23 protein-coding genes and 1 riboswitch are annotated in these 21823 nt (G+C 66.4%); of the genes, 7 read left to right on the top strand and 16 right to left on the bottom strand.

The window, feature by feature from the left end:
- The first annotated feature begins 1 nt into the window (after position 1).
- The gene (locus ACTDXD_RS14955) at positions 2-667 is read left to right on the top strand and encodes a TetR/AcrR family transcriptional regulator (RefSeq protein ID WP_440123115.1); all 666 of its coding nucleotides are present in this window, start codon (positions 2-4) and stop codon (positions 665-667) included.
- Between the two features lie 26 nt (positions 668-693).
- On the opposite strand, the gene ACTDXD_RS14950 is transcribed toward ACTDXD_RS14955, so the two are convergent.
- Both ACTDXD_RS14950 and ACTDXD_RS14945 read right to left on the bottom strand, forming a co-directional pair.
- Complete coding sequence (locus tag ACTDXD_RS14950) at positions 694-1209, bottom strand: hypothetical protein (RefSeq protein ID WP_440123114.1); 516 nt, start codon at positions 1207-1209, stop codon at positions 694-696.
- 236 nt (positions 1210-1445) lie between these two features.
- On the bottom strand, positions 1446-1754 hold the full coding sequence (locus ACTDXD_RS14945; RefSeq protein ID WP_440123113.1) for a type II toxin-antitoxin system death-on-curing family toxin: 309 nt from the start codon (positions 1752-1754) through the stop codon (positions 1446-1448).
- 70 nt (positions 1755-1824) lie between these two features.
- On the opposite strand from ACTDXD_RS14945, the gene ACTDXD_RS14940 reads away from it, so the two are divergent.
- Entirely contained in the window at positions 1825-2307 is a 483-nt protein-coding gene (locus ACTDXD_RS14940) for a MarR family winged helix-turn-helix transcriptional regulator (protein WP_440123112.1), read from the top strand.
- A 34-nt stretch (positions 2308-2341) separates the two neighbouring features.
- Here ACTDXD_RS14940 and ACTDXD_RS14935 read toward each other — a convergent pair whose 3' ends face one another.
- The 7 genes from ACTDXD_RS14935 to ACTDXD_RS14905 all read right to left on the bottom strand — a co-directional run bounded on the left by ACTDXD_RS14935 (position 2342) and on the right by ACTDXD_RS14905 (position 8996).
- A complete protein-coding gene (locus tag ACTDXD_RS14935; RefSeq protein WP_440123111.1) occupies positions 2342-3145 on the bottom strand; it encodes a family 1 encapsulin nanocompartment shell protein in 804 nt (267 codons plus the stop codon).
- Positions 3142-4158, bottom strand: a complete 1017-nt coding sequence (locus ACTDXD_RS14930; protein ID WP_440123110.1) for a Dyp-type peroxidase — start codon at positions 4156-4158, stop codon at positions 3142-3144. The genes ACTDXD_RS14935 and ACTDXD_RS14930 overlap by 4 nt, the downstream gene beginning before the upstream one ends.
- 43 nt (positions 4159-4201) lie before the next feature.
- Positions 4202-5794: an L-lactate permease gene (locus ACTDXD_RS14925; protein WP_440123109.1), complete on the bottom strand. Its 1593-nt coding sequence runs from the start codon at positions 5792-5794 to the stop codon at positions 4202-4204.
- Between the two features lie 4 nt (positions 5795-5798).
- A complete protein-coding gene (locus ACTDXD_RS14920) occupies positions 5799-6227 on the bottom strand; it encodes an HIT family protein (protein WP_440123108.1) in 429 nt (142 codons plus the stop codon).
- A 24-nt stretch (positions 6228-6251) separates the two neighbouring features.
- Positions 6252-6866: a TetR/AcrR family transcriptional regulator gene (locus tag ACTDXD_RS14915; protein WP_440123107.1), complete on the bottom strand. Its 615-nt coding sequence runs from the start codon at positions 6864-6866 to the stop codon at positions 6252-6254.
- 65 nt (positions 6867-6931) lie between these two features.
- Positions 6932-8353 (bottom strand): adenylosuccinate lyase, encoded by a 1422-nt coding sequence (gene purB / locus ACTDXD_RS14910; protein WP_440123106.1) that lies wholly within the window; start codon positions 8351-8353, stop codon positions 6932-6934.
- A gap of 31 nt (positions 8354-8384) precedes the next feature.
- Complete coding sequence (locus ACTDXD_RS14905; RefSeq protein WP_440123105.1) at positions 8385-8996, bottom strand: TetR/AcrR family transcriptional regulator; 612 nt, start codon at positions 8994-8996, stop codon at positions 8385-8387.
- 137 nt (positions 8997-9133) lie between these two features.
- Here ACTDXD_RS14905 and ACTDXD_RS14900 point away from each other — a divergent pair, with 137 nt between their 5' ends.
- Positions 9134-10762, top strand: coding sequence for a GMC oxidoreductase (locus ACTDXD_RS14900; protein ID WP_440123104.1), 1629 nt, complete (start codon positions 9134-9136; stop codon positions 10760-10762).
- 9 nt (positions 10763-10771) lie between these two features.
- Here the strand turns inward: ACTDXD_RS14900 and ACTDXD_RS14895 are convergent, their stop codons facing one another.
- From ACTDXD_RS14895 to ACTDXD_RS14880, 4 genes are all read right to left on the bottom strand, one after another.
- The gene (locus ACTDXD_RS14895; protein WP_440123103.1) at positions 10772-11959 is read right to left on the bottom strand and encodes a pyridoxal phosphate-dependent aminotransferase; all 1188 of its coding nucleotides are present in this window, start codon (positions 11957-11959) and stop codon (positions 10772-10774) included.
- A 31-nt stretch (positions 11960-11990) separates the two neighbouring features.
- A complete protein-coding gene (locus ACTDXD_RS14890; protein WP_440123102.1) occupies positions 11991-13748 on the bottom strand; it encodes a CocE/NonD family hydrolase in 1758 nt (585 codons plus the stop codon).
- 84 nt (positions 13749-13832) lie between these two features.
- Complete coding sequence (gene purD / locus ACTDXD_RS14885; protein ID WP_440123101.1) at positions 13833-15086, bottom strand: phosphoribosylamine--glycine ligase; 1254 nt, start codon at positions 15084-15086, stop codon at positions 13833-13835.
- Between the two features lie 10 nt (positions 15087-15096).
- Positions 15097-15816 (bottom strand): nucleoside/nucleotide kinase family protein, encoded by a 720-nt coding sequence (locus tag ACTDXD_RS14880; RefSeq protein WP_440123100.1) that lies wholly within the window; start codon positions 15814-15816, stop codon positions 15097-15099.
- 48 nt (positions 15817-15864) lie between these two features.
- Between ACTDXD_RS14880 and ACTDXD_RS14875 the strand changes: the two genes are divergently transcribed.
- From ACTDXD_RS14875 to ACTDXD_RS14865, 3 genes are read left to right on the top strand one after another with little or no spacing between them, the layout of a single operon-like run.
- Positions 15865-16965 carry a serine hydrolase gene (locus tag ACTDXD_RS14875; protein WP_440123099.1) on the top strand — a complete coding sequence of 367 codons (1101 nt, stop codon included), beginning with the start codon at positions 15865-15867 and terminating at the stop codon, positions 16963-16965.
- Entirely contained in the window at positions 16962-17501 is a 540-nt protein-coding gene (locus ACTDXD_RS14870; protein WP_440123098.1) for an ArsR/SmtB family transcription factor, read from the top strand. Before ACTDXD_RS14875 ends, ACTDXD_RS14870 begins: the two co-directional genes overlap by 4 nt.
- An 18-nt stretch (positions 17502-17519) precedes the next feature.
- Positions 17520-17945 (top strand): HIT family protein, encoded by a 426-nt coding sequence (locus ACTDXD_RS14865; protein ID WP_440123097.1) that lies wholly within the window; start codon positions 17520-17522, stop codon positions 17943-17945.
- A gap of 9 nt (positions 17946-17954) precedes the next feature.
- Here ACTDXD_RS14865 and ACTDXD_RS14860 read toward each other — a convergent pair whose 3' ends face one another.
- The 3 genes from ACTDXD_RS14860 to ACTDXD_RS14850 form a co-directional block, all read right to left on the bottom strand.
- A complete protein-coding gene (locus tag ACTDXD_RS14860) occupies positions 17955-19076 on the bottom strand; it encodes an alpha/beta fold hydrolase (RefSeq protein ID WP_440123096.1) in 1122 nt (373 codons plus the stop codon).
- Positions 19077-19141: 65 nt separating this feature from the next.
- The gene (locus ACTDXD_RS14855) at positions 19142-20569 is read right to left on the bottom strand and encodes a sensor histidine kinase (RefSeq protein WP_440123095.1); all 1428 of its coding nucleotides are present in this window, start codon (positions 20567-20569) and stop codon (positions 19142-19144) included.
- A complete protein-coding gene (locus tag ACTDXD_RS14850; RefSeq protein WP_440123094.1) occupies positions 20566-21270 on the bottom strand; it encodes a response regulator transcription factor in 705 nt (234 codons plus the stop codon). The genes ACTDXD_RS14855 and ACTDXD_RS14850 overlap by 4 nt, the downstream gene beginning before the upstream one ends.
- A 127-nt stretch (positions 21271-21397) precedes the next feature.
- Positions 21398-21463: riboswitch (guanidine-III (ykkC-III) riboswitch) on the top strand.
- 10 nt (positions 21464-21473) lie between these two features.
- Between ACTDXD_RS14850 and ACTDXD_RS14845 the strand changes: the two genes are divergently transcribed.
- Positions 21474-21788 carry a DMT family transporter gene (locus ACTDXD_RS14845; RefSeq protein WP_440123093.1) on the top strand — a complete coding sequence of 105 codons (315 nt, stop codon included), beginning with the start codon at positions 21474-21476 and terminating at the stop codon, positions 21786-21788.
- The last annotated feature ends 35 nt before the right edge of the window (positions 21789-21823 follow it).

Below are 21823 nucleotides of genomic sequence, written 5' to 3'. Positions count from 1 at the left end.
CATGGACCATGTCGATGGCACGAACGCGGGCTCACCGGTCCTGCTGAGCAAGAAGGCCGGGCGGAAGCCGGCTTTCACCGAGCAGGACGTCATCGATGCGGCCCTCGGTGAGGGCCTCGACCGCTTCACGCTGTCTGCCGTGGGTCGTCGCCTCGGCGTGGCGACCACGGCGCTGTATCGTCTGTTCGCGTCGCGCGAGGAGATCGTCGTGGCCTGCCTCGACCACATTGCTGCCGGAATCCGGGTGCCCGACGATGACGCAGCGGACTGGCACACGATGCTTCAACTCTGGGCGGACGAATGCTGGCGGGTGTGTGACGACTTTCCCGGACTCAGCCGGGTGGTCTACAGCTATGCCTCCGCCTTCACCCGCATCGAGGGGGTCATCGCTGCGTATGCCCGAGCCCTGGCGGCGCACGACAAGACCGACAAGCAGGCCCTGTTCGCACTCGACTTCATCGGAGACACCGTCTTTGCCTGTCATCTCGGTGTGGAGTCGATGCGGACTGTCGACGACAGCGGCACCACCGGCTTCGATCGCGTGAAGGAAGCCGTGGGCAGCGAATCGCTCATCGAACCACGCGAATCCTGGCGTGAGCGGGGTGTGGTGGACACCAAGATCGAGTTCATCCTCATGGGATTGGAACATCACTGGCCGGAGATCTGAACCTCCATGCGACCTCGCGTCGTGACTCAGCTCGTCACGGGGTTTCCGCCCGGCGAGATCACCTCACCATCATCGTGCACATGTCGATCCCGTTCGGCTGCGAGTACGGACGCGAGCAGCCGCCACCGGCGATGTCGATGCCGAAAGATCACCCGGGCGAACAACGCCGTCCCCCACCCACGAAGCCCCTCCTCGACCTCGACCTCGTCGGTGTAACGGCACGTCGTCTCGTCCAGCGGGAGGAAAGACAACCGATGGTTCCACCTCCGTACCGGGCCGCCACGCTCATGCGTGTAGATCTCGAGATCGTCGAGACGGACAACGCGGATCTCGTGAGTCCAGGTCGGGATGACGCCCAACCACTTCACCCGGCCACGCGCGCAAAAGCCGGGGGTCACAGAGACATCCGGCGGCGGGGCCTCGTCCATCGCGAAGGTCAACACCGGCGCGAGGACGAACTGCATCACCTCGGGAATCGCGGCCAGCTGCCGGGCGCGCTCGGCAGAGAGCGGAAGATCTGTGGTGGTCGATATCGTTGTCATGCACCCTCCCTGGATCTGTAGGTGTGGGGTGGTGTCCTGGTTGCCCGGAGCTGTGGCATGCAGCTGATGATTCTGCCGCTGCAGTGAGAGCCTATAGCGGGTAGTCGCTGCGTAGGGATCTGTCGACTGGGCTGCCCACGGGTCGAATGGCCACATCAGGAGCATGTGGTTGAAGACGGTCTGATCGACCGGCAGCGAATTCCGGTCCGCGCCCTGCAATCGGGCATACGCGGCCGTCAGGCCACGAACGTCACGAGAGCTGCGGCGATCGAGGCGACGTCGCGAGCGCCGGTGGCAGTGTCGTTCATCAGCGCCTCGGCAGAATCGACGTCGAAGCCGCCGCGTAGAGGGATACCGTTGTAACCGAGGAACAGCCATGTTGCCGCCCAGGCCGTCCGCTTATTGCCATCGACGAGAGCGGGGTTTCGAGCGATGGAGTGAAGCAGCGCGCCTGCCTTCTCGAACAGGGGTACCTGCGGGAAGATAGCGCCGCGCGGGCCAGTCTGCCGTGGTGCGTCAGGTCCACTCTCCGGCCCGACGTCCATGCACCGGATCGGAAACGAACCAAATCGCCCACGATCCATTGGCGCACGACTGGTTCGGTACGGTGATCTCATGAGCGTCGACATCCCCGCTTCGCAGATCTCGTCCGGCGACGACCCCCTCGCCCTCGAGCGTCAGGTGTGTTTTGCCCTGTCGGTGGCGAACCGTGCGGTGCTCGCCGTGTATCGGCCGATCCTCGAGCCGCTCGGACTGACGCACCCGCAGTACCTCGTCATGCTGGCGTTGTGGGAGCGGGCACCACTCGCCGTCAAGGACATCGGCGCGCTCCTGCAGCTCGACTCCCCCACACTGTCGCCGCTACTCAAGCGACTCGAGACGCTCGGTCTGATCACCCGCACCCGTAGCTCGGTCGACGAGCGGCGACTGGTCGTCGATCTGACCGATGCCGGCCGCGATCTGCGGATCGCCGCCGAATCCGTCCCGAATCAGGTCGTCGACGCGCTCGGCGTGGAGATATCCGAACTCGAGGAACTGCACCGAGTCCTCGCCCGCGTCAACACCGCCGCCCAGAAGCAGCAACAGGGTCAGCGCTAGGCGAGGTCAGGGCTGCGAGGTCAGGGCTGCGAGGTCAGGGCTGCGAGAGCAGCGCGACCGAGGCCTCGCCCGTGTACACGAGGAACGTCAGGGTCTCCTGGAAGTACAACTGCACGCTGTCGGCATCATGCGACAGATACCCGATCGACAGATCCTGCCCGACCTGCAAGTCGTAGTCGCCGCCACGGGTCGTCACCACGAATGCCCCGTCGATCGCCGGCGCCCAGATGAGGTCGCCGTCGATCAGGCGACGGATCTGTTCGCGGATCGGGTAGCCGTGGTCGGACGTCTCGCTGACCTTCGTGAACGCATCCGCACTCAGCAACACCGAGTACGGGCCACCGACACCGGCCAGGCGCAGCTCCGACAACGCGAGACTGATGGTCTCCGGAATGTCGCGCGGATCGTCGGGCAGATGCAATGGAGCATTCGTCGACGCGGCACGAATGCCTTCGATTCCCGCGGCAGCATAGCCCTCGAAGATCGCGCGGTCTTCCGCGAACGCGATCTTCTTGGCAGCCTCCTTCACCGCGTCGAGGTCGACATCGTGAGCGCCGCGCTCGACATTGTCGAGCTCTTCCCGCGAGAGCGTGAACGGCACCCGCAGTTCGACGACGGGCGCCACCCGGTGCTGTCGTGCACGCACGCCGTCGGCAGGAGCGTCGATCTCGCGGGTGCGGCCGAGACCGACCGCCGCGAAATCGGTGCCGTGCGGGCCGGAGAAGTCGACGACAGTACGACCCGCCACATGCCGCTTGAACGTGCGGGACGCTTCCTCCTCGATCTCGGCCCACGCGGCGTCCGTGATGGGGGCAAGTTCTCGATAGAGATTGTTCACAGCGTTGAACTCCTTCTGAGAGGGCCGATTCCGAGGGATCCGTCTCCGGCGGTCGGTGCGTTCGGTTCGGGTACGACCGGCCGTTCCGGCGGCGCCGGAGGTAGGTCGTCGAGGAACTCCATGGCCGGGCAGAAGAAGAGCGTGCCTGTGACGGCCGTGGAGAAATCCAGTATCCGGTCGTGGTTTCCGGGCGGATCGCCGAGGAACATGTTGCGCAGCATTCGTTCGGTCACATCGGGAGTGCCGGAGTATCCGATGAAGTACGTGCCGAATTCGTCGGCTCCGAAATTCCCGAAAGGCATGTTGGCCCGGAGGATCTGGCGTTCGTCGCCGTTGTCGTCGACGATCGTATTGAGCGCGACATGTGAGTTCGCTGGTTTGACGTCGTCGTCGAGTTCCATGTCGTCGAGCTTGGTACGTCCGATCACGCGTTCTTGCTCTTCGACCGGCAACGCATTCCAGGCCGCGAGATCGTGCAGATACTTCTGCACGATGACATAGCTGCCGCCGGCGAAACCGGGGTCGTCCGTGACCAGTGTTGCACCGATCGCCTCGTCATCCTCGGGGTTTTCGGTTCCGTCGACGAACCCGAGGAGGTCGCGGCGGTCGAAGTAACGAAATCCGTGGGTTTCGTCGACCACGGTGGCAACGCCGCGGAGCCGATCGTTGATCTTCCCGGCGAGCTCGAAACACAGGTCCATCGTCGATGCCCGGAGGTGGAACAGGAGGTCTCCCGGCGTCGCCGGTGCGTGGTGTGTCTCGCCGTTCAACGGGACGAACTCGTGCAGTTCGGTGGGGCGGGAACCGGAGAACAATCGGTCCCACAACTTCGACCCGATGCCGGCAACTACCGAGAGCCCGCCTTCCGGGATCCGGAAACCGACGGATCGACGCAGTCCCGCAAGGTCGCCGAGCAGATCCCGGACGACCGGCTCACCTCCCTCGTCCACCGTGACGACAAGGAAGATCGCCGCCTCGGTCAGGGGCGTGATGATCGGCTGCGGTACTGGCACAAGATCACCGTAGTGGAACTCCGGGCCGAACGGTGCAACGAATCTAGGTCACCATCGCGGACAACACCGAGGTGGTCTGCAACCAGACCACCACCGAATACACGGCGAGCGCAGCGAGGCTCACGGGAAGCAGTCGGCGCAGCAGCACCCCGTCCCTGCCTGCCAAGCCCTCCACCGACGAGACCAGCGCAAGGTTCTGCAACGCGATCGGGGTTCCGGCCGTTCCACCGGTCATGTTTCCCGCCACGAGAACGGTAGGGTCCAGTCCGGCCTGCTGCGCCGCCGACACCTGCAGGCTTCCGAACATCGCATTGGACGCCGTGTTGGAACCCGTCACGACGACACCGAGCCACCCGAGAACCGGTGACAGCAGTGCGAATGCAGCCCCCGCACCGGCGAGGAACTGACCGATCGTCGCTGTCTGTCCCGACAGGTTCATCACATATGCCAACGCGACGACGGACGTCACTGTCGCGAACGACCACCGCAACTGCAACACAGCGGCAACGAAACAGCGCAGGGCGTCCCCGGCCTCGACACGGAGCAACGCGATCGACAACAACGCCGCGACGAACACGATCGTGCCCGGTGCGGTCAGCAGGTTCAGCGTGAACATCTCGGCGGCGGGCACTCCGCCCGCCGCAGTCTGCACGTCGAGCCCCGGCCACGTGAACGAGAATGTCGCGCGCGACAACACCGATGCGACCGGTTCGATGCGGCTGATCAGGAACACGACGACGATCAGGGCGTACGGCGCGAACGCTTCGATCACGCGGCGGGTGCTGTCGGGTTCGTGCTGCGGCGCGGCAGACGCCTGCCCGGTGGGCGACCAGAATCGCAACACGACAAGCAACGCCACCAGACCTGCGGCAGCCCCCGCAATGTTGCTCAGTCCGACCACCAAGTAGGTTGCGCACACGAACTGTGCGGACGCGAATGCGATACCGACAGCAATCGCCGCCGGCCACGTCTGCCGAACCCCTGCGGCGCCCCCGACGACCGCGACGAGCACCAAGGGAACGATCGCTGCCATCAAGCAGACCTGCGTCGCCACGACGGGTCCGATCTCCTCGATCGGGATTTCGGACACCTTCGACATGGTGAGGATCGGGGTGCCCATGACGCCGAGAGGTGTCCCCACAGCATTCGCTATCAATGCTGCGGCCGCCGCCCTGACCGGTTTGAGCCCCGCGCCGATGAGAACGACGGTGGCGACGACGATCGGTGTTCCGAAACCGGCGACGGCTTCGAGGAGCGCGCCGAACAGGAATGCGATCACGATCGTCAGGATGCGTTGGTCCGGGGAGATTCGCGCGAATGCCCGGGTCAGCACGTCGAAATGACCGGTCTCGACAGTCAGCCGGTAGACGAACACGGCGCTGACGACAGTCCACATGATCGGGAACACGCCGAACGCGGCGCCCTCCAGGCCGGAGCTGACCGCCGAGACCAGCGGCATCCTGTAGACGATCGCAGCGACCGCGACGGCTACGACGACCGCGACCGCCGCAGCGAGATAGGACTTGACGCGGAACACCGCCAGCATCACGAGCATCGTCAGGAGCGGGAGGACCGCGACAAGAGCTGACCACGCGATCGACTCGCCGATCGGCGCGATCGGTTGCACATACGTCACGGCGTTACTCCTCGGGCACGGTCAGGGCGGACCTGATCGCATCTGCGGTGCCGTCGAGCACTGTCCGGTTGGGTGACTGCGACCGGGCGCGGACCCCGAAACCGTCGCCTCCGGTGCGCGGCACGACGTGCAAGTGCACGTGGAACACCTCCTGGCCCGCGGCCACGCCGTCGGCCAGGAGAAGGTTCACGCCGTCGATCGGGAGAGAACTCGCCCGCAGCGCTGTGGCGATCCGCTGCCCCGCCGCGAACACCGCCGCTCCGTCGTCCGGATCGAGCTGCTTCAGACCGGATGCGTGACGCTTCGGCACCACCAGCAGGTGACCCGGTGTGAAGGGCCGGATATCCATGAACGCGAGTACGTCGGGTTCGTCGAGGACCACGCTCGCGGGTGCGGTTCCGGCCACGATCGCGCAGAAGATGCAGTCGTTCACGTAGGTAAGGATCTCACTAGGAGGCTACGAACCCACGGCCGGCCGTCGGGCAGCGCTGAGCACCCTCAGCAATTCGGCTTCCACGACAGCGCGGTCGCGCTGCGGCTCGTCACTGTGCGCGAGGTAGAGCATTGCTTCCTCGACGGCAGCGACGATCAGGTGAGCAAGCACCGATTCGCGAATCGACTTCTCCGGGCCCTCCGGATGGAGCGATTCCAGCATCAGTTCGATGCTGCGCAACGACGAACTGCGGTGGGTCTCACGTACCTCGGCCCACCCGAGAACTGCCGGCGCCTCGATCAGCAGCAGACGGCGGGTCGCCTGGTCGTAGACCGCGTCGAGGGACGCGAGCACGGCAGCGGTGAACGCCTCCCACTGATCGTCGTACGGCTCGTTCGGCACGAGGGTTTCCTCGGCCTCCTTCTGAAGGCGCTCGATCACGCCCCGGAACAGCTCACGCTTGTTCGCGAAGTGGTGATAGAGCGCGCCTCTGGTCACGCCCGCGACAGCCACGATCTCTTCGGTCGCCGCTTCGGCATAACCGTCCCTGAGGAACACCTCGAGCGCGGCATCGAGGAGCGCCGTGCGTGTGCGCACTGCGTCCCTGACCCGACCGTTGGTTCCCACCTTCTCCGACACTGTCGTCTCCCCTGTTGTGTGCAGCTACCCCCATCGAACTCTCCCCTGGTAGCCGTCTCCTGTATCTACAGGATCGGAGCCGGCAAATACGTCGCCGCCTCCGGGTATTGCGTTACCAAAACCTCCACGGCACCGACCACACGCGCGGTCTGCTCCTCGGCTGCGCCGACGAACACCGATCGGTCGGCGAGGGCGGCATCGAGTCCCGCACGGTCGAGCGGAAGCCGCTCGTCGGCTGCGAGTCGATCGAGCAGATCGGGTTCGCGGCCCTGCTCACGCATCGCCAGGGCCACGGCAACAGCGTGCTCCTTGATGGCCTCGTGCGCGGTCTCTCGCCCCACACCTGCACGCACCGCAGCCATGAGCACCTTGGTGGTCGCAAGGAAGGGCAGGTACCGGACGAGTTCCTTCTCGATGACCGCCGGGTATGCACCGAACTCGGCGAGCACCGTCAGGAAGGTCTCCATCTGCCCGTCGATCGCGAAGAACGCATCCGGCAGCGCGACTCGGCGCACGACCGAGCAGAACACGTCACCTTCGTTCCACTGGGCACCGGCCAACTCTGCCGCCATCGAGGCATAACCACGCAGGACGACCTGCAGCCCGTTGACTCGTTCGCACGAACGGGTGTTCATCTTGTGCGGCATGGCCGACGATCCGACCTGTCCGGGCTGGAATCCCTCGGTGACCAGTTCGTGTCCGGCCATGAGACGGACGGTGTGTGCAAAGGACGACGGACCCGCACCGACCTGCACGAGCGCAGAGAGCACATCGTGGTCGAGCGAACGCGGATACACCTGGCCGACGCTCGTCAGCACATGTGAGAAGCCGAGGTGCTCCGCGACCTTCGCTTCGAGCTGTTCGAGCTTGCCTGCGTCGCCACCGAGCAGATCGAGCATGTCCTGGGCCGTTCCCATCGGGCCCTTGATACCGCGCAGCGGGTACCGATCGATCAGTTCGCGTACGCGCTGCAGAGCGATGAGGAGTTCATCGGCCGCCGACGCGAACCGCTTGCCCAGAGTGGTGGCCTGCGCCGCGACGTTGTGCGAACGTCCGGCCATAACGAGCGTCGAGTACTCGGCGGCGCGCTCTGCAAGACGGGCGGCGACCGCGACACCGTGTGCGTGCACGTGCTCGAGCGACCGCAGGATCTGCAGCTGCTCGACGTTCTCCGTCAGGTCTCGGCTGGTCATGCCCTTGTGCACGTGCTCGTGTCCGGCGAGGGCGTTGAACTCCTCGATACGGGCCTTCACGTCGTGGCGGGTGACCCGTTCGCGCGCAGCGATGGAGTCGAGGTCCACCTGATCGAGAACACGCTCGTAATCGGCGACCGCCTCCGCAGGAACATCGATCCCGAGCTCGGCCTGCGCACGCAGCACTGCGAGCCACAGCTGGCGCTCGAGCACGATCTTCTGCTCGGGCGACCACAACTGCCGCAATTCGGGGCTGGCGTACCGGGTGGCGAGGACGTTCGGGATGTTGCTCACGGAGCAACAGTTTACGGACCCGTGCCCGTGATCACCCATCGGCCGGCGGGGCGACGGTGTCCACGACGTCGATCAAGATCCCCCGCGCCAGCGCTCTCGGATCGGGATCGAGTTCTCCGAGACCACCGAGCACCGCGCCGTCCACCACCGCGACGAGCCGGCGCAGCTGATCCGTGTGCACGTCGCGGCCGCAGCGGTGAAGCAGTTCGGTGAGCAGTTCGTCGAGCTGCTCGCGCATCTCCAGCTGCACGTCGCGCAACTCGGGATGGCGTGCGGTCGCGACATAGCGTTCGTACCTCGAGATGAGACGTTCCCGGTCTGCCTGACCGATCGCGCGCGGGCCGATGAGCAGGTCGACGATCAGATCAGCGGTCGAGCCGACGGTGCGCGACGACTGCGGAACCTCACGCACCCACTCGCCCATCTCGTCGAGTTCACGCACGCTGTTGAAGTGCACGGCGCACCATATGAGGTCGTCGAGCGAATCGAAGTAGTAGGTCGTGGACGCCAGCGGCAGGCCGGCGCGGGTCGCGACGGACCGATGCCGGACCGCGTCGATACCGCCTTCGAGTACGAGATCGGCTGCAGCCTCGACCAGCGCCTGGCGGCGCCGCTCGCCCTTCGGAGTCGCAGCAATCGACACCTAGTCATCGTGACAGCCCAACCACCTCTACCAGGGGCGAACGGGCCAGAGACCGCCCGGTACCATCAGCCCCGCCGGCATGGGGGCTCGGCTGTCGCGCCCCCGGTCGTATCGACACGATCGGAGCGAAGTCGGAAATGAAACGTCGTCGGTTCCTACAGGCATCAGCATTCGGCGCAGCCGTGGCGTCCGTGGGTGTCGGGGGCTCCGGGCTCCCGGTCGCCTCGGCACTGCCCCTCGGTATCGACGAATACCGTCGCCTCGTCCCCGAACTGTTCACCCCTCCCCCCACCCCACCGGCGCATTCGGACGTGATCGTGGTGGGTTCCGGATTCGGGGCGAGTGTCGCCGCGCTGCGGCTCGCGGAATCCGGATCGCAGGTGACCGTGCTCGAACGCGGCATGCGCTGGCCCCGCGACCCGCAGCGGGAGATCTTCACGACAGATCTGCTCGCCGATGGGCGCGGCTACTACCACCGCACCTCATTCACCGGCCCCACCGGAATTCCCGTCGTGTGCGACGACTTCGCGGGTGTGCTCGACGTGACCGACTACCCGAACATGTCGGTGTGGCGCGGCGCCGCGGTCGGTGGCGGCTCGATCGTGTTCACCGGCGTGATGATCGCCCCCGAACAACGCTTCTTCGAGCATGTCTTCGGCAGCCGGCTGAGCTACGACGAGATGACCTCGACGTGGTACCCGAAGGTACGGGCGATGCTGCGGCTCGATCCGATGCCCGACGACATCTACCACGCCCGCGAATTCACGCACTCGCGACGCTGGGACGACGACGCCGTCAAAGCCGGTTACACACCGCACCGTATCGACGGCATCTGGGACTGGGACATCGTCCGCGCCGAACTCGCGGGGTCGGTGCGCCGGTCGGCGGTGGCAGGCGAGACGAACCTCGGCAACTCCAACGGCGCGAAGTTCGACCTGACCCAGAACTACATTCCGGCGGCGGAAGCAACCGGTCGCGCGCAGGTGTGCCACGCCCACCGGGTGCTGTCGGTCGGCCAGGAACCCGATGGCCGCTATGTGGTGGATGTGCAGGCTGTCGATCCCACCGGTGCCGTCCTGAGTACCTCGACACTGACATGCGACAAGCTCGTGCTGGGTGCGGGCTCGGTCGGCACCACGGAACTGCTCGTCAAGGCACGTCACACGGGATCGCTCGCCAACCTCAACGAGCACGTCGGCCGCGGCTGGGGCACCAACGGCGACGCGGTGCTCGTGCGCTCGATCGCCCTGACCGACGCATTCGGCGGCGATCAGGGCTCGCCTGCGGCCTCTCGCGTGGTCGACGAATCGGGTCTGCCGTTGAGCCTCGAGAACTGGTTCGTCGCGGGCACAGCGAAGGACGTGGGCATGCTCGCCTCCCTCGGCATGACGCTCGACCCGACACGCGCCGAGGTCGTCTACGACCCGAACGCCGATCGGGGTGTGGTGAAGTGGCCTTCGGGCGGCGAACGCGCGAGCATCGACGCACTGCGGGCCGTGCACGACAGGATGGCTGCAGCCGGCGGCACCGTACCCGGCGCCGAGCCGATGGCGGCGGACGTCAACGCGTCGTTCACGGCGCATCCGCTCGGCGGTGTCGTGATGGGCGACGCGACGGACGACTACGGCCGGGTGCACGGTCACCCCGGCCTGTACGTCGTCGACGGTGCCCTGATCCCCGGCAGCACCGGCACAGTCAATCCGTCACTGACCATCGCCGCACTCGCCGAACGCAACATCGCGCAGATCATCGCGTCGGGCAGGTAGCAGCGCCGTTCAGGACACCGGCAGCCATCCGGCGAGCCGGTCCAGCGCCGCCGATACGTCCGCGGTCGATCCGGCGAAGGACAGTCGTACCGTCTCGTCGCCTCGGACGGTGTCGAAATCGATGCCGGGCGCGAGCGCCAGACCCGTGTCGTGCAGCAGCCGGGAACACCACGCGGTCGACGTCTCGTCGGCCAGCAGATGAGCAATGTCGGCGTATACGTAGAACGCGCCGTCGGCAGGCGCCAGCTTCGTGATCCCGAGATCCGGTAGGCCGGTCAACAGCAGTTCCCGGTTGGCGGCGTACCGGGCAACGTGCCCGTCGAGTTCGACACGCGCTTCGGCGCCGAACGCCTCGATCGCCGCGAATTGCGAGATGGACGGCGGGCAGACCGTCATGTTCGACGCCAGGCGCTGCAAGGCAGGCCGCAGCGAATCCGGCACGAGCATCCACCCGAGTCGCCAGCCCGTCATCGAAAAGTACTTCGACACCGACCCGACGACGACCGACTCCCTCGACGTCGCCCAGGACGTCGAAGTCCCAGGCGAGGCCGCCGCTGAACTCAGGGAGCCGAATTCGATGCCGTGGTAGATCTCGTCGGAGATCAGCAACGCGCCGTGATCGTCGCACCAACGGGCCAGTGCGGCGAGTTCGTCGGGTTCGATCATGGTGCCGGTCGGGTTGGCCGGACTCGCGACCACCAGCCCCGCAGGCGGGGTGTCGAGCGCTTCGAGCATGGCAACGGTGGGCTGGTAGCGGGTATCGGGACCGCAATCGAGTTCGACAACGTTGCAGCCGAGCGCGGCGAGGGTGTTGCGGTAGGCCGGATATCCGGGCCGCGCGACGACCACGGTGTCGCCGGGGTCGAACGCGGCGAGGAACAGCAGAGTGAATGCACCCGATGACCCGGTGGTGACCACGACGTCGTCGGCATCGACATCGAGTCCGTACCGCTCGCGGTGGTACCCGGCGATCACTTCGCGCAGCGGGAGGATCCCGAAGGTCTCGGTGTAGCCGAGCAGTTCGGTGTCGACGGCGTGGCGGGTGGCCCGCAACACCGGTACGGGCGCCGGTGTCGACGGCTGCCCTGCAGCCAGGCTCAGCACGTCACCGTGGGTGCGCTGCCGTTCGGCGGCGGCCTTCCACACGTCCATGACGTGGAACGTCTCGATAAGGGAGCGTCGGGATTCAGTGCGCACGACGTCGACGGTAGTCGTCCTCCCCTCGCGCTCAGAGCCGGACGTACTGGCGACCGAACAGGGCACCCCACGCGATGGGGAGGTCGTGGAGCGAAGCGGACGCGGCCGGGACACCGGTGGCGTCGTCCGTGGAAACCTCGGCGGCCACCACGGGCAGCAACAGATGCGAATCGAATCGGCCACCCGCGTGCACGATGTGGAATCCCTGGTTGATCGTGTCGTTGTGCCGGATGTCGGGAAGTGTGTCGAAGTCGTGGCCCGTGATAACCAGCGCGAGCGAGGATCCCGCTTCGAAGAACGTGCTGTGCGGCATGATCTCGATGTCGACGGGCACGATCTGTCCTGCCGACAGCGGCCAGTACGCGGCTGGGTCGGTCACCGGTCGGTATGCGGTCGACGCCTCCGGATCGAGCGCGCGCCGCGACACCCGGATCCATCCGTGCGCGACGACCGCCTCTTCGAAACCGTCGTGCCCTTCGAAACGGACCTCGTCGCCCGCCGGATCGATCTTCTTCAGCGCGACGAACAGGTCCATGTCCTTGGCGTCCTTGGCCTCCACCCACAACCGCAGAGCAGCGTGACCGGTGACCTCGGTGTCCTCGTCGAAGGTCGTGGTGAAGACCAGTTCGTCGCCTGCGACGGGGAACATCCGGACACTGGCCTCCTCTGCGGGCATCTCCGAATGCAGGCCACCGCTGGCGTGATCGAGATGAAGTGGAACGTAGCGAGTGTCCGGAATCGGCCACTGGGATTCATGTCGTTCGGAGTAAGTGCGCAGATCGTGGCGGGTTTCGAGACGAACGCGGGGGGTCTCGTCGAATCCGTTGTCCTCGCCTTTGAGGAAACGGTCGAAGAACCGGCGTTGAATGTCCAGCGCCTCGACCCCGTAGAACATCTGCCAGCTCTTGCGGCCGTGCGTGTACAACCACTTGTCGGGCGATCCCAGTTGTGAGAAACCGGTGATGGAGCCGCGCGTGCGAGGCCCCTGATCGGACCACGACGCTCCCACCAGAGCGGGCACAGTGATGTCTGCGAAGGGCGGCGGGCCTACGACGTGCCTGCAGCGGTCCGGGAATCGTCGCCACAGCCACGGAGAGATCCTCCGGATCGACGTCGACGGCGAGCGGCTGCCGCGCTGCGTCGCGCGCCACCAGAAACTGCTGAAATGCGTTTCCGGGATTCCACCGTGGCTGAGCGTGTCGCGGAAGGGATCGGTGATCCCATCCCACGGGGAGAAAGCGGCGAGATGCGGCGGATGTTGCGCCGCAGTGTACCACTGCAAGGTCGCCAAATGCGACGCCCCGGCCATTCCCACCTTCCCGGTGCTCCACGGTTGTTCGGCGGCCCATTCGACGACATCGGCGGCGTCTGCCGCGATCCGGCCGAGCAGCAGCCGCGGGCGCCCCTCGCTGGCGAAACAGCCGCGCAGGTCGGCGACGACAACGGCGTATCCGCGCGGCACCCAGTAGCCGGGATCGGGGGCTTCGAACGCCGTGTGATCACTCAGTTCGAGTTCGCCGACGAAGTTGCCGGACTGAGCGAGCTCGCCGAAACTCACCGGATAGTCGTCGACACCGGCGTCCTTGCCGTACGGCGTTGCACAGACGAGGACCGGGTAGCGTTCGGCGCCTTCCGGCCGGAAGACGTTCGCCCGCAATGTGGTGCCGTCGGCCATACGGATCGGGACATCACGCTCGACAATGATGTCGCTCGGCAGCGAGTAGAGCCTGACGCAATGATGCGCGAGCGGAGTCGGATCCTGCGTCGATACACGCTTCCATGAACCCATTTGTCACCTCTGGCCTCTTCAGAAGATGCACCGAGTGTGAAACATTCATGCAGTATGCGCAAGTTTTTCCCGCACGGGAACAAGTCAGAGCGCGATGCGCCCCTCGACCGCGGCAAGACCGATATCCGTGCGGAAATGGCCGCCCGGGAGCTTGATGTCATCCAAGATCGCGTACGCGTCCGCACGCGCAGCCTCTAGATCGTCGCCGACCCCCACGACGCTCAGCACCCGACCGCCCGCCGACAGGAGCGCTCCGTCGTCGCCGCGCTTGGTGCCTGCGTGAAGGACCTTGTCGCTGTCTGCGCCACCGATCACGTCGCCGGTGCGCGGGCTCGCCGGGTAGTGCTCCGCAGCCAGCACGACCGTCACCGCAGCACCGTCGCGCCACTGCAGCGGGGGCAACTGCGCGAGCGTGCGGTTCGCCACCGCGCCGAGCACCTCGCCGAGCGGGGACTCGAGCAGCGCAAGCACCGCCTGCGTCTCGGGATCGCCGAAACGGCAGTTGAACTCGACGACCGCGGGACCCTCCTGGCCCATGGCCAGACCCGCATAGAGCAGGCCGGAGAAGCCACAACCCCGACGCACGAGTTCGGCAGCAACCGGTTTCACGACTTCGTCGACGATCCGAGTGACAGCGCCTTCGGGCAGCCACGGAAGCGGCGTGTACGCACCCATGCCGCCGGTGTTGGGGCCGACGTCACCGTCGCCGACCCGCTTGTGATCCTGCGCGGGCAGCAACGGCACCACGGTCTCGCCGTCGACCAGGCAGAACAGGGACACCTCCGGTCCGTCGAGGAACGACTCGAGCAGCACGGGGTGTCCGTTCTCGATGATCTCCGCCGCGTGATCACGGGCGGCGTCCCGGTCGGTGGTGACCACCACACCCTTGCCCGCGGCGAGTCCATCGTCCTTGACCACCCAGGTAGGGCCGAACCGGTCGAGCGCCTCGTCGATGATCGCTGGCGAATCGACGACCTCACTGCGTGCGGTACGCACACCTGCTGCGGCCATGACGTCCTTCGCGAAAGCCTTCGACCCCTCGATACGAGCGGCGTCGGCAGACGGGCCGAAGCAGGGGATGCCTGCCTCGCGCACGGCCTCGGCGACACCCAGAACGAGCGGGACCTCGGGTCCGATCACGACGAGGTCGACCTGCTTGTCCTTTGCGAGCGCGACAACCTGATCGGCGGACGAGGCATCGACCGCATACTGCTCGGCCACCTCGGCGATGCCGGCATTGCCCGGAGCAGCCAGGACGGCCGTCACACCCGGGTCGCGGGACAGAGCCAGGGCGAGAGCATGTTCACGGGCACCGGAGCCGATAACGAGTACGCGCACGCACGACAGACTACGGGACGGGGCTCCACACGAGATCGGCACGGCCACGGGTGCGAGCGACGGCGGTGGCGTTGGGCAGATCGACGTCGCGAACCCAGTCGCGGGCCTGTGATCGTGCACGACCACCTACGCGATGCCGACGAACGAGGCGCGGAGTCAGTGTCTCCGCCGGCACGTCCAGGTAGATCACGAGATCCAGAAGTGGACGGATTTCCTGCCAGCCACCGGCGTCGAACAACAGGTAGTTCCCTTCGGTGACCACGACTCGGGCAGACCGTTCGATGGCATGCACCGCCGCGACCGGGTCGTCGAGTCTGCGCGAGAAGTCGGGGGCGTAGACGGTCTCGTCCCGACGCACTCGCACGCGCTGGAGCAGTTCGCGGAATCCCGCCACGTCGAACGTGTCGGGTGCCCCCTTACGTTCACGGGCGCCGCGGGCATCGAGCTGGGCGTTCGACAGATGGAAGCCGTCCATCGGCGCCGACCCCGTCTCGATTCCGGCGCGGGTGAGCGCACCGACGAGCAGTCCCGCCGCGCGGCTCTTGCCGGAGCCGGGCGGCCCGCACAGTCCGACGACCGTCCGGCGGTCCGCGGGCAGCGGAGCCAGGACCTCGGTGACAAGCTCGGCGATCAGCGCATGTTGCGTACCGACACGTGCAGATCCGGGCTCGTCCATGAGGGTGACGATACGACCGACCCGGTCGGCGGGCTGGACACATGTCTGCGCCACGCCTATCGTAAATTCGTAATTCCGAACTTCCGAACTTACGGAGTACCGATGTCGACGAAGGTCCTCGCTGCACTTGCCGTCACGACCGCCCTGACACTCACGGGGTGCACCGATTCACCACCCGACGACGCCACCGCAACCGGCACCGCAACCTCAGCGGCCGCCGATTGCGGCCCGCCACCCGCCGCAGACGTGACGAGCCCCGAAGGCTGGATCGGCTACCTCGCCGAACACCCCGACTCGGTCGGCCTCGTCATCGACGACGGACGCGGGAACGTCGTCGCACACCGCGCCGACGACCCCGCGCCACTCGCGTCGGCAGTCAAGGTCGTCCACCTTGCCGCGTACGCGCGAGCCGTTGCGGACGGCAATCTCGACCCCGCAGAACAAATCCCTGTCGCCGAATGGGAACGCTGGTATCTCCCGGACACGGATGGCGGCGCACACCCCGCCGCCATGCAACGCCTCGGTGTCACCCCGGAAGGCACCGTCGCCCTCGACGACCTGGTGAGCGCGATGATCCAGGAGAGCGACAACGCGGCACCCGAGTACCTGCGGGACCGGCTCGGCGACGACGCGCTGAGGACGGCTGCGGAGCAGGGCGGATGGGACGACTTCGAACCGCCGACTCTGCTCGGCAATACACTCGGGTTCGTTGCACCGGACGACACCGGCACCGACCTGTGGGACACCGCTCAGCGCTACGCGAACGACCCGGGCTTCCGCGCCGAGGTCCACGAACTTCTGCAACAACCCGACGTGTTGCCCGACGATCCGTACGGCGAAATGGACCGGATTCAACGCGACGACAATGCAGGTACTCCAGAGCAACTCGCGAGCATCCATCGGGCGATCGCCGACGGGTCGTTCGGGAGCGGAACAGACATCGCCCGCGGTCACCTGGAATGGCAGCCGGCGCCTCCCGGCACCGAGGGTCTCGGATTCAAGGGCGGCAGCCTTCCCGGCATCCTCACCGAGGCCATGAGTACGAGGCTGCCCGACGGCACCGTCTCCACCGCGGTGATCCTGACGTCGAACATGTCGGAGGCCGATTATTCGGCTGCGCAGACGAGCTTCGCGCACCAGGGACTCATGTTCGCCGCGATGTCGGAGCCCGCGCTGCTCGATCGGATACGGTGCGCTGTGTGAACGACCGCCCGACCGGCAACTACGAGGACAGGATCGCCGACCTCGAACGTCGCGTCCGGCTTCTCGAAGGCAGCACAGGATCCGACGAGAGCCCCAGCGCCGACGAGGGTGCCAGTGCCGATGAGGGTGCCCGTGCCGACGAGAGTGCCCGCACCGCATCCCCCGGGACGGCGGGCAGCATCGGCTACCAGGGCACGGTGTCGTTGTACGGCAACGTGTCGTGGACCGTCGAATACGACGCTGCCGCCACCCTCGGGTTGAATGGCTCTGCAATTGCGGGAGTCCTCGATGCGCTCGGCAATCCTGCCCGCCTCGCGATCGTGCGGACCCTGCTGCGAGGCCCCGCCACTGCAAGCGAATTGCAGGAGGCGACGGCTCTGTCGTCACCCGGCCGTCTCTACCACCATCTGCGAACACTGTCGGCCGCACACATCGTCGAACAGCAGTCCCGTAACCGCTATCACATCCCACCTGCGAAGGTCGTCCCCCTGCTTGTCCTCTCACTCGCTGCGGCCGATGTCGCCGAGCAGCTGTGATCGGCCTATTGTGCCGGTATGGCTTCCGTGTTCAGCATGATCATTTCCGGTGACCTACCCGGCCGTTTCGTGTGGGAGGACGACGATGTCGTCTCGTTCCTCACCATCAATCCGCTGACCGAGGGGCACGTCCTCGTCGTTCCGCGACAGGAAGTGGATCACTGGCAGGAGATCGACGACGACCTCTCGGACAAGGTCAACCGTGTCGCCCGGATCGTCGGACGCGCAGTGTGCGCAGCGTACGAAGCGCCGCGCGTCGGTCTGGTGATCGCCGGTCTCGAGGTCCCCCACCTGCACCTGCACGTCTTCCCCGCGCACACGCTCGGCGACTTCGATTTCTCGCAGGCCGAGAAGGATCCGTCGGCCGAGTCGCTCGACCGGGCCCGCGACAGGATCCGGGCAGCACTGCGTGAACAGGGGCACGGAGAACACGTCCCCGACTGAGGGTGTGCCTCAGTGCGCCCGGGGTTGCGACGCTGTCGACACCGACTCACCGGTGGCCACGGGCGCCGCTCCCGCGCCGTCCGGATCGCCGCCGAGAGGGTTGTCCAGAAACGCGGCCAGTTCCACCCACGACGTGGCGGGGGCCGTCGTTCCCGCGAGAATCCCGAGGTGGGTACCCGGAACACGAACGCACCGTACTCTCGGCGATCCGGTGAGAACAGACGTGACCGGCTCGACCGACGGGATCGGAGCGAGAACGTCGTCGGTGCCACCGAACGCCAGCACCGGCACGTCGACATCGGCGAGTTCGACGACGCGACCGCCGAGCTCGAGTCGTCCCGTCGTCAGTTCGTTGCCCACGGTCACCTTCACCGCGAGCTGACGGAATGCCCGACCCGCGTAGCCCTCGATCTCGTTCTGGAACCGGTCGACGCGTTCCATACGCGCGAGCTTGTCGCGGTCGGCGATGTTGGCCGCGACGAACCACGGCCTCCTCACCTCGCGCTCGAGCGCGGTGACGCGGTAGGCAATCCGCACCAGCGGTGCAGGAATCCCGCCGAACAGATGGTCGGCGACATCGAGCGCCGGTTCGGCGAGATACCTACCCGCCAGCCGGGGAAGGACCATCAGCGGAATCTTCTCGTAGTCGATGGGTGTCCCGAACGTGGTGATCGAGCGGACCGGTAATTCCGGGTGGGCCGCGGCAGTCAACAGCGCAAGGCTTCCCGCGATGCTCCACGCGACGAGATCGACGTTGCGTCCGCCCGACAGTTCCGCAACACGATGAATCGCCTCGGGGAGCACGTCGTCGATCCAGAATTCGAGTCCTAGGTCGCGATCGTCGTCGGTGATCTCCCCGTACTCGATGAGGAAGACGCTGCGACCGAGCCCGACGAGGTGCGCGGCGAGACTCTGCTCGGGCATCAGGTCGAAGCAGGTCGGCGACGCCGCGAGCGGCGTCACGAGCAGCACGGGGTCGCCGCCGTCCTCGGGACCGAAGCGTCGCAGTGTGCGGTGGAGACCGTCGCCGACCACGACCGACGGCGTCCGGTGCGGCTCTGCGACACCGTCCGCCACGAACATCGACCACGCGTTGTGGGCGGCCTTCGACACGAAATCCGCGATCCCCATCTGGCTCCCTACCTGCCCTACCGAATCGGCATGATGCGAAACGCAGTGTAGAGCAGGTCGGGGTCTCACTCCGGGTGCAGGCGTGGCATTCGCACGCGGAACGTCGCCCCCCGGCCGGGGATGCTGTCGACGTCGACCGTCCCGCCGTGCGCGGCGACCAGCGCGGCGACGATGGACAGTCCCAGACCACTGCCGCCCCCGGTGCCGCCGGTGCGTGAACGAGAACTGTCGGTGCGATAGAAACGCTCGAACACGCGCTCCCTGTCGATTTCCGACAGTCCGGGCCCGGTGTCGGAAACCTCGAGCACGGCATCGGCGCCGACCGTACCAACCCGGACCGTCACCGCTGCGTCGGCCGGCGTGTGGGTCAAAGCGTTGGTCACGAGGTTCCCGAGGACCTGGCGCAACCGGACATCGTCGCCCAGTACCTCCGGTGTGCCGGGCCCGTCCAGGACCTCGAGGTCGATGCTGCGGTCCGGCGCGACGACCCTCGCCCCGTGCACGGCGTCGGCAGCGATCGCGAGCAGATCCACGGGCTTGCGTTCGAGCGGTCGTTGCGCGTCGAGCCGTGCCAGCATCAGCAGGTCTTCGACGAGGACGCCCATACGGCGGGATTCGCTTTCGATGCGCGTCATCACCATGTCGGTGTCGTCGCTCGCACCCTGCTTGTAGAGCTCCGCGAATCCGCGGATCGTGGTGAGGGGCGTGCGCAGTTCATGGCTCGCGTCGGCGACGAAGCGGCGCATCCGGTCTTCCGACCGGCGAGCGGACTCCTCCGACGCGGCGGTCGCGGTGAATGCCTCCTGAATCCTGGAGAGCATCGTGTTGAGCGCGACGGAGAGCCCGCCCACCTCGGTCCTCGGATCCGTTTCAGGGACGCGCTCGTTCAGGTCGCCGGCCGCGATCGCAGCCGCCGTACGCTCGACCTCCTGTAGCGGGCGCAGACTGTGCCGGATTGCGAAATATCCGGCGATGCCGAGAAGAACGAGCACGACTCCGCCGATCACGAGTTGCAGAACGACGAGTCGGTCGACGAGGTCCTCGGTCTCCGACAAGGTCAATGCGACCGTGGTGGTGCCGCCGTCCCGATCATCGGTCGTCAGGACCCTCCACTCGACACCCGACCCGTCGGTGGAGCCCACCGTGCGCAGTCCCGCTTCGGGTACCGGAGGCAGGTCGGGAGACTCGGACTGGTCGTTGATCAGCAGCCGAACATCGCCGTCGGCGTCGGTGAGATACACGTAGAACGGACTCGGCGGACGTCCCGGGTCCGCAGCCTGCCGCGGTGGAGGAAGTAACCCCAGCGGCTTCGCCCAGGTCTGCCCGGCATCATGCAGATCCCGGTCGACGCGGGAGATCATCGACGTCTCGAACGCCGAGGTGACAGCAAAGCCCGATGCCAGCAACCCCAGTCCCGCGAGCAGGACCAGTGCCGCAACCAGCTTCAGCCGCAACGGAACAGCATGCAGTCGCAGGAGCGAACGCGAGTTCACGCCCTGGGCTCACGCATCACGTAACCCACGCCCCGCAGGGTGTGAATCAGGGGAACGTCACCGGTGTCGACTTTGCGCCGCAGGTACGACACGTACGACTCCACCACCCCCACCTCTCCCCCGAAGTCGTAGTTCCACACGTGTTCCAGGATCCGTGGCTTGCTCAGCACCGTGCCTGCGTTGACCACGAAATAGCGCAGAAGTGTGAACTCGGTGGGAGACAGCGAGACCGGCTGCCCGGCCTTGAACACCTCGTGGGTGTCGTCGTCGAGTTCGATGTCGGCGAACCTGACGCGCCCCGAGCGCTCGGACTCCGACACTTTCCCCGCACGCCGGAGAATCGTGCGCAACCGTGCGATGACCTCTTCGAGGCTGAACGGCTTGGTCACGTAATCGTCGGCGCCGAGTGTCAGCCCGGAGACTTTGTCCTCGACGGCATCCTTCGCGGTGAGGAAGAGGACCGGGGCGTCGATGCCGTCCGCGCGCAGGCGCCGCAGCATCCCGAACCCGTCCATGCCGGGCATCATGACGTCGAGAATCATCGCATCCGGACGGAAGCGGCGGGCCCGGTCGAGACCTTCGGCACCACTCGCAGCCGTCTCGACCTCGAACCCCTGGAACTTCAGGCTCACCGACAGGAGTTCGACGATCGTCGGCTCGTCGTCGACGACCAGAATGCGGGCTTCGGATTTATCGGTCACGCCGACGATTGTCGCGCCCGCCCCTGGAGTCCCGCTGGGCGTTCGCTGTGAGCTTCCTGGGAACGGATGCGGTGAGATAGCCCACCGGCCTCTTGCCGCCGTCGGCCGTCGTTCCTAGCCTGGAGCGATGGTGACCGCATCTCGGTCTCCCGGACGAGCGCACCGTACCCGGCCAGCGACAAGACGGTGCAGGAGTTGTCATCATGGCATGGATCGTCCTTGTGTTGTCCGGTGTCCTCGAGGCCGTGTGGGCCACCGCTCTGGGAAAGTCGGCGGGATTCACCCGGCTGGCTCCCAGCATCGTCTTCCTCGTTGCGCTGACGCTGAGCATGGCCGGCCTGGCCTACGCCATGCGCACTCTCCCGATCGGCACGTCCTATGCGATATGGGTCGGTATCGGCGCGGCATTGACCGTGGGGTACGCGATGGTCAGCGGTACCGAGACCGCGTCCGTCGTGAAGATCCTGTTGATCGCCGGGATCGTCGTGTGCGTCGTGGGGCTGAAAGTTCTGCACTGATCGCGGGGCCGATTTCTGTGTGTCTCCGGTTACAG

The sequence above is a fragment of the Rhodococcus sp. SJ-3 genome (genome assembly GCF_051918125.1).
Taxonomy (GTDB): domain Bacteria; phylum Actinomycetota; class Actinomycetes; order Mycobacteriales; family Mycobacteriaceae; genus Rhodococcus.
Note: the sequence above shows the minus strand (reverse complement) of the source record. Positions and strands in the feature narration are given on the sequence as shown.

Bases quoted from the DNA above. Each gene is read 5' to 3' on its own strand.
- ACTDXD_RS14845 (WP_440123093.1), top strand. From the start codon at position 21,474: ATGGCATGGATCGTCCTTGTGTTGTCCGGTGTCCTCGAGGCCGTGTGG.
- ACTDXD_RS14875 (WP_440123099.1), top strand. From the start codon at position 15,865: ATGTCGACGAAGGTCCTCGCTGCACTTGCCGTCACGACCGCCCTGACA.
- ACTDXD_RS14945 (WP_440123113.1), bottom strand. From the start codon at position 1,754: ATGGACGTCGGGCCGGAGAGTGGACCTGACGCACCACGGCAGACTGGC.
- ACTDXD_RS14940 (WP_440123112.1), top strand. From the start codon at position 1,825: ATGAGCGTCGACATCCCCGCTTCGCAGATCTCGTCCGGCGACGACCCC.
- ACTDXD_RS14890 (WP_440123102.1), bottom strand. From the start codon at position 13,748: ATGGGTTCATGGAAGCGTGTATCGACGCAGGATCCGACTCCGCTCGCG.
- ACTDXD_RS14860 (WP_440123096.1), bottom strand. From the start codon at position 19,076: ATGGGGATCGCGGATTTCGTGTCGAAGGCCGCCCACAACGCGTGGTCG.
- ACTDXD_RS14950 (WP_440123114.1), bottom strand. From the start codon at position 1,209: ATGACAACGATATCGACCACCACAGATCTTCCGCTCTCTGCCGAGCGC.
- ACTDXD_RS14900 (WP_440123104.1), top strand. From the start codon at position 9,134: ATGAAACGTCGTCGGTTCCTACAGGCATCAGCATTCGGCGCAGCCGTG.
- ACTDXD_RS14865 (WP_440123097.1), top strand. From the start codon at position 17,520: ATGGCTTCCGTGTTCAGCATGATCATTTCCGGTGACCTACCCGGCCGT.
- ACTDXD_RS14955 (WP_440123115.1), top strand. From the start codon at position 2: ATGGACCATGTCGATGGCACGAACGCGGGCTCACCGGTCCTGCTGAGC.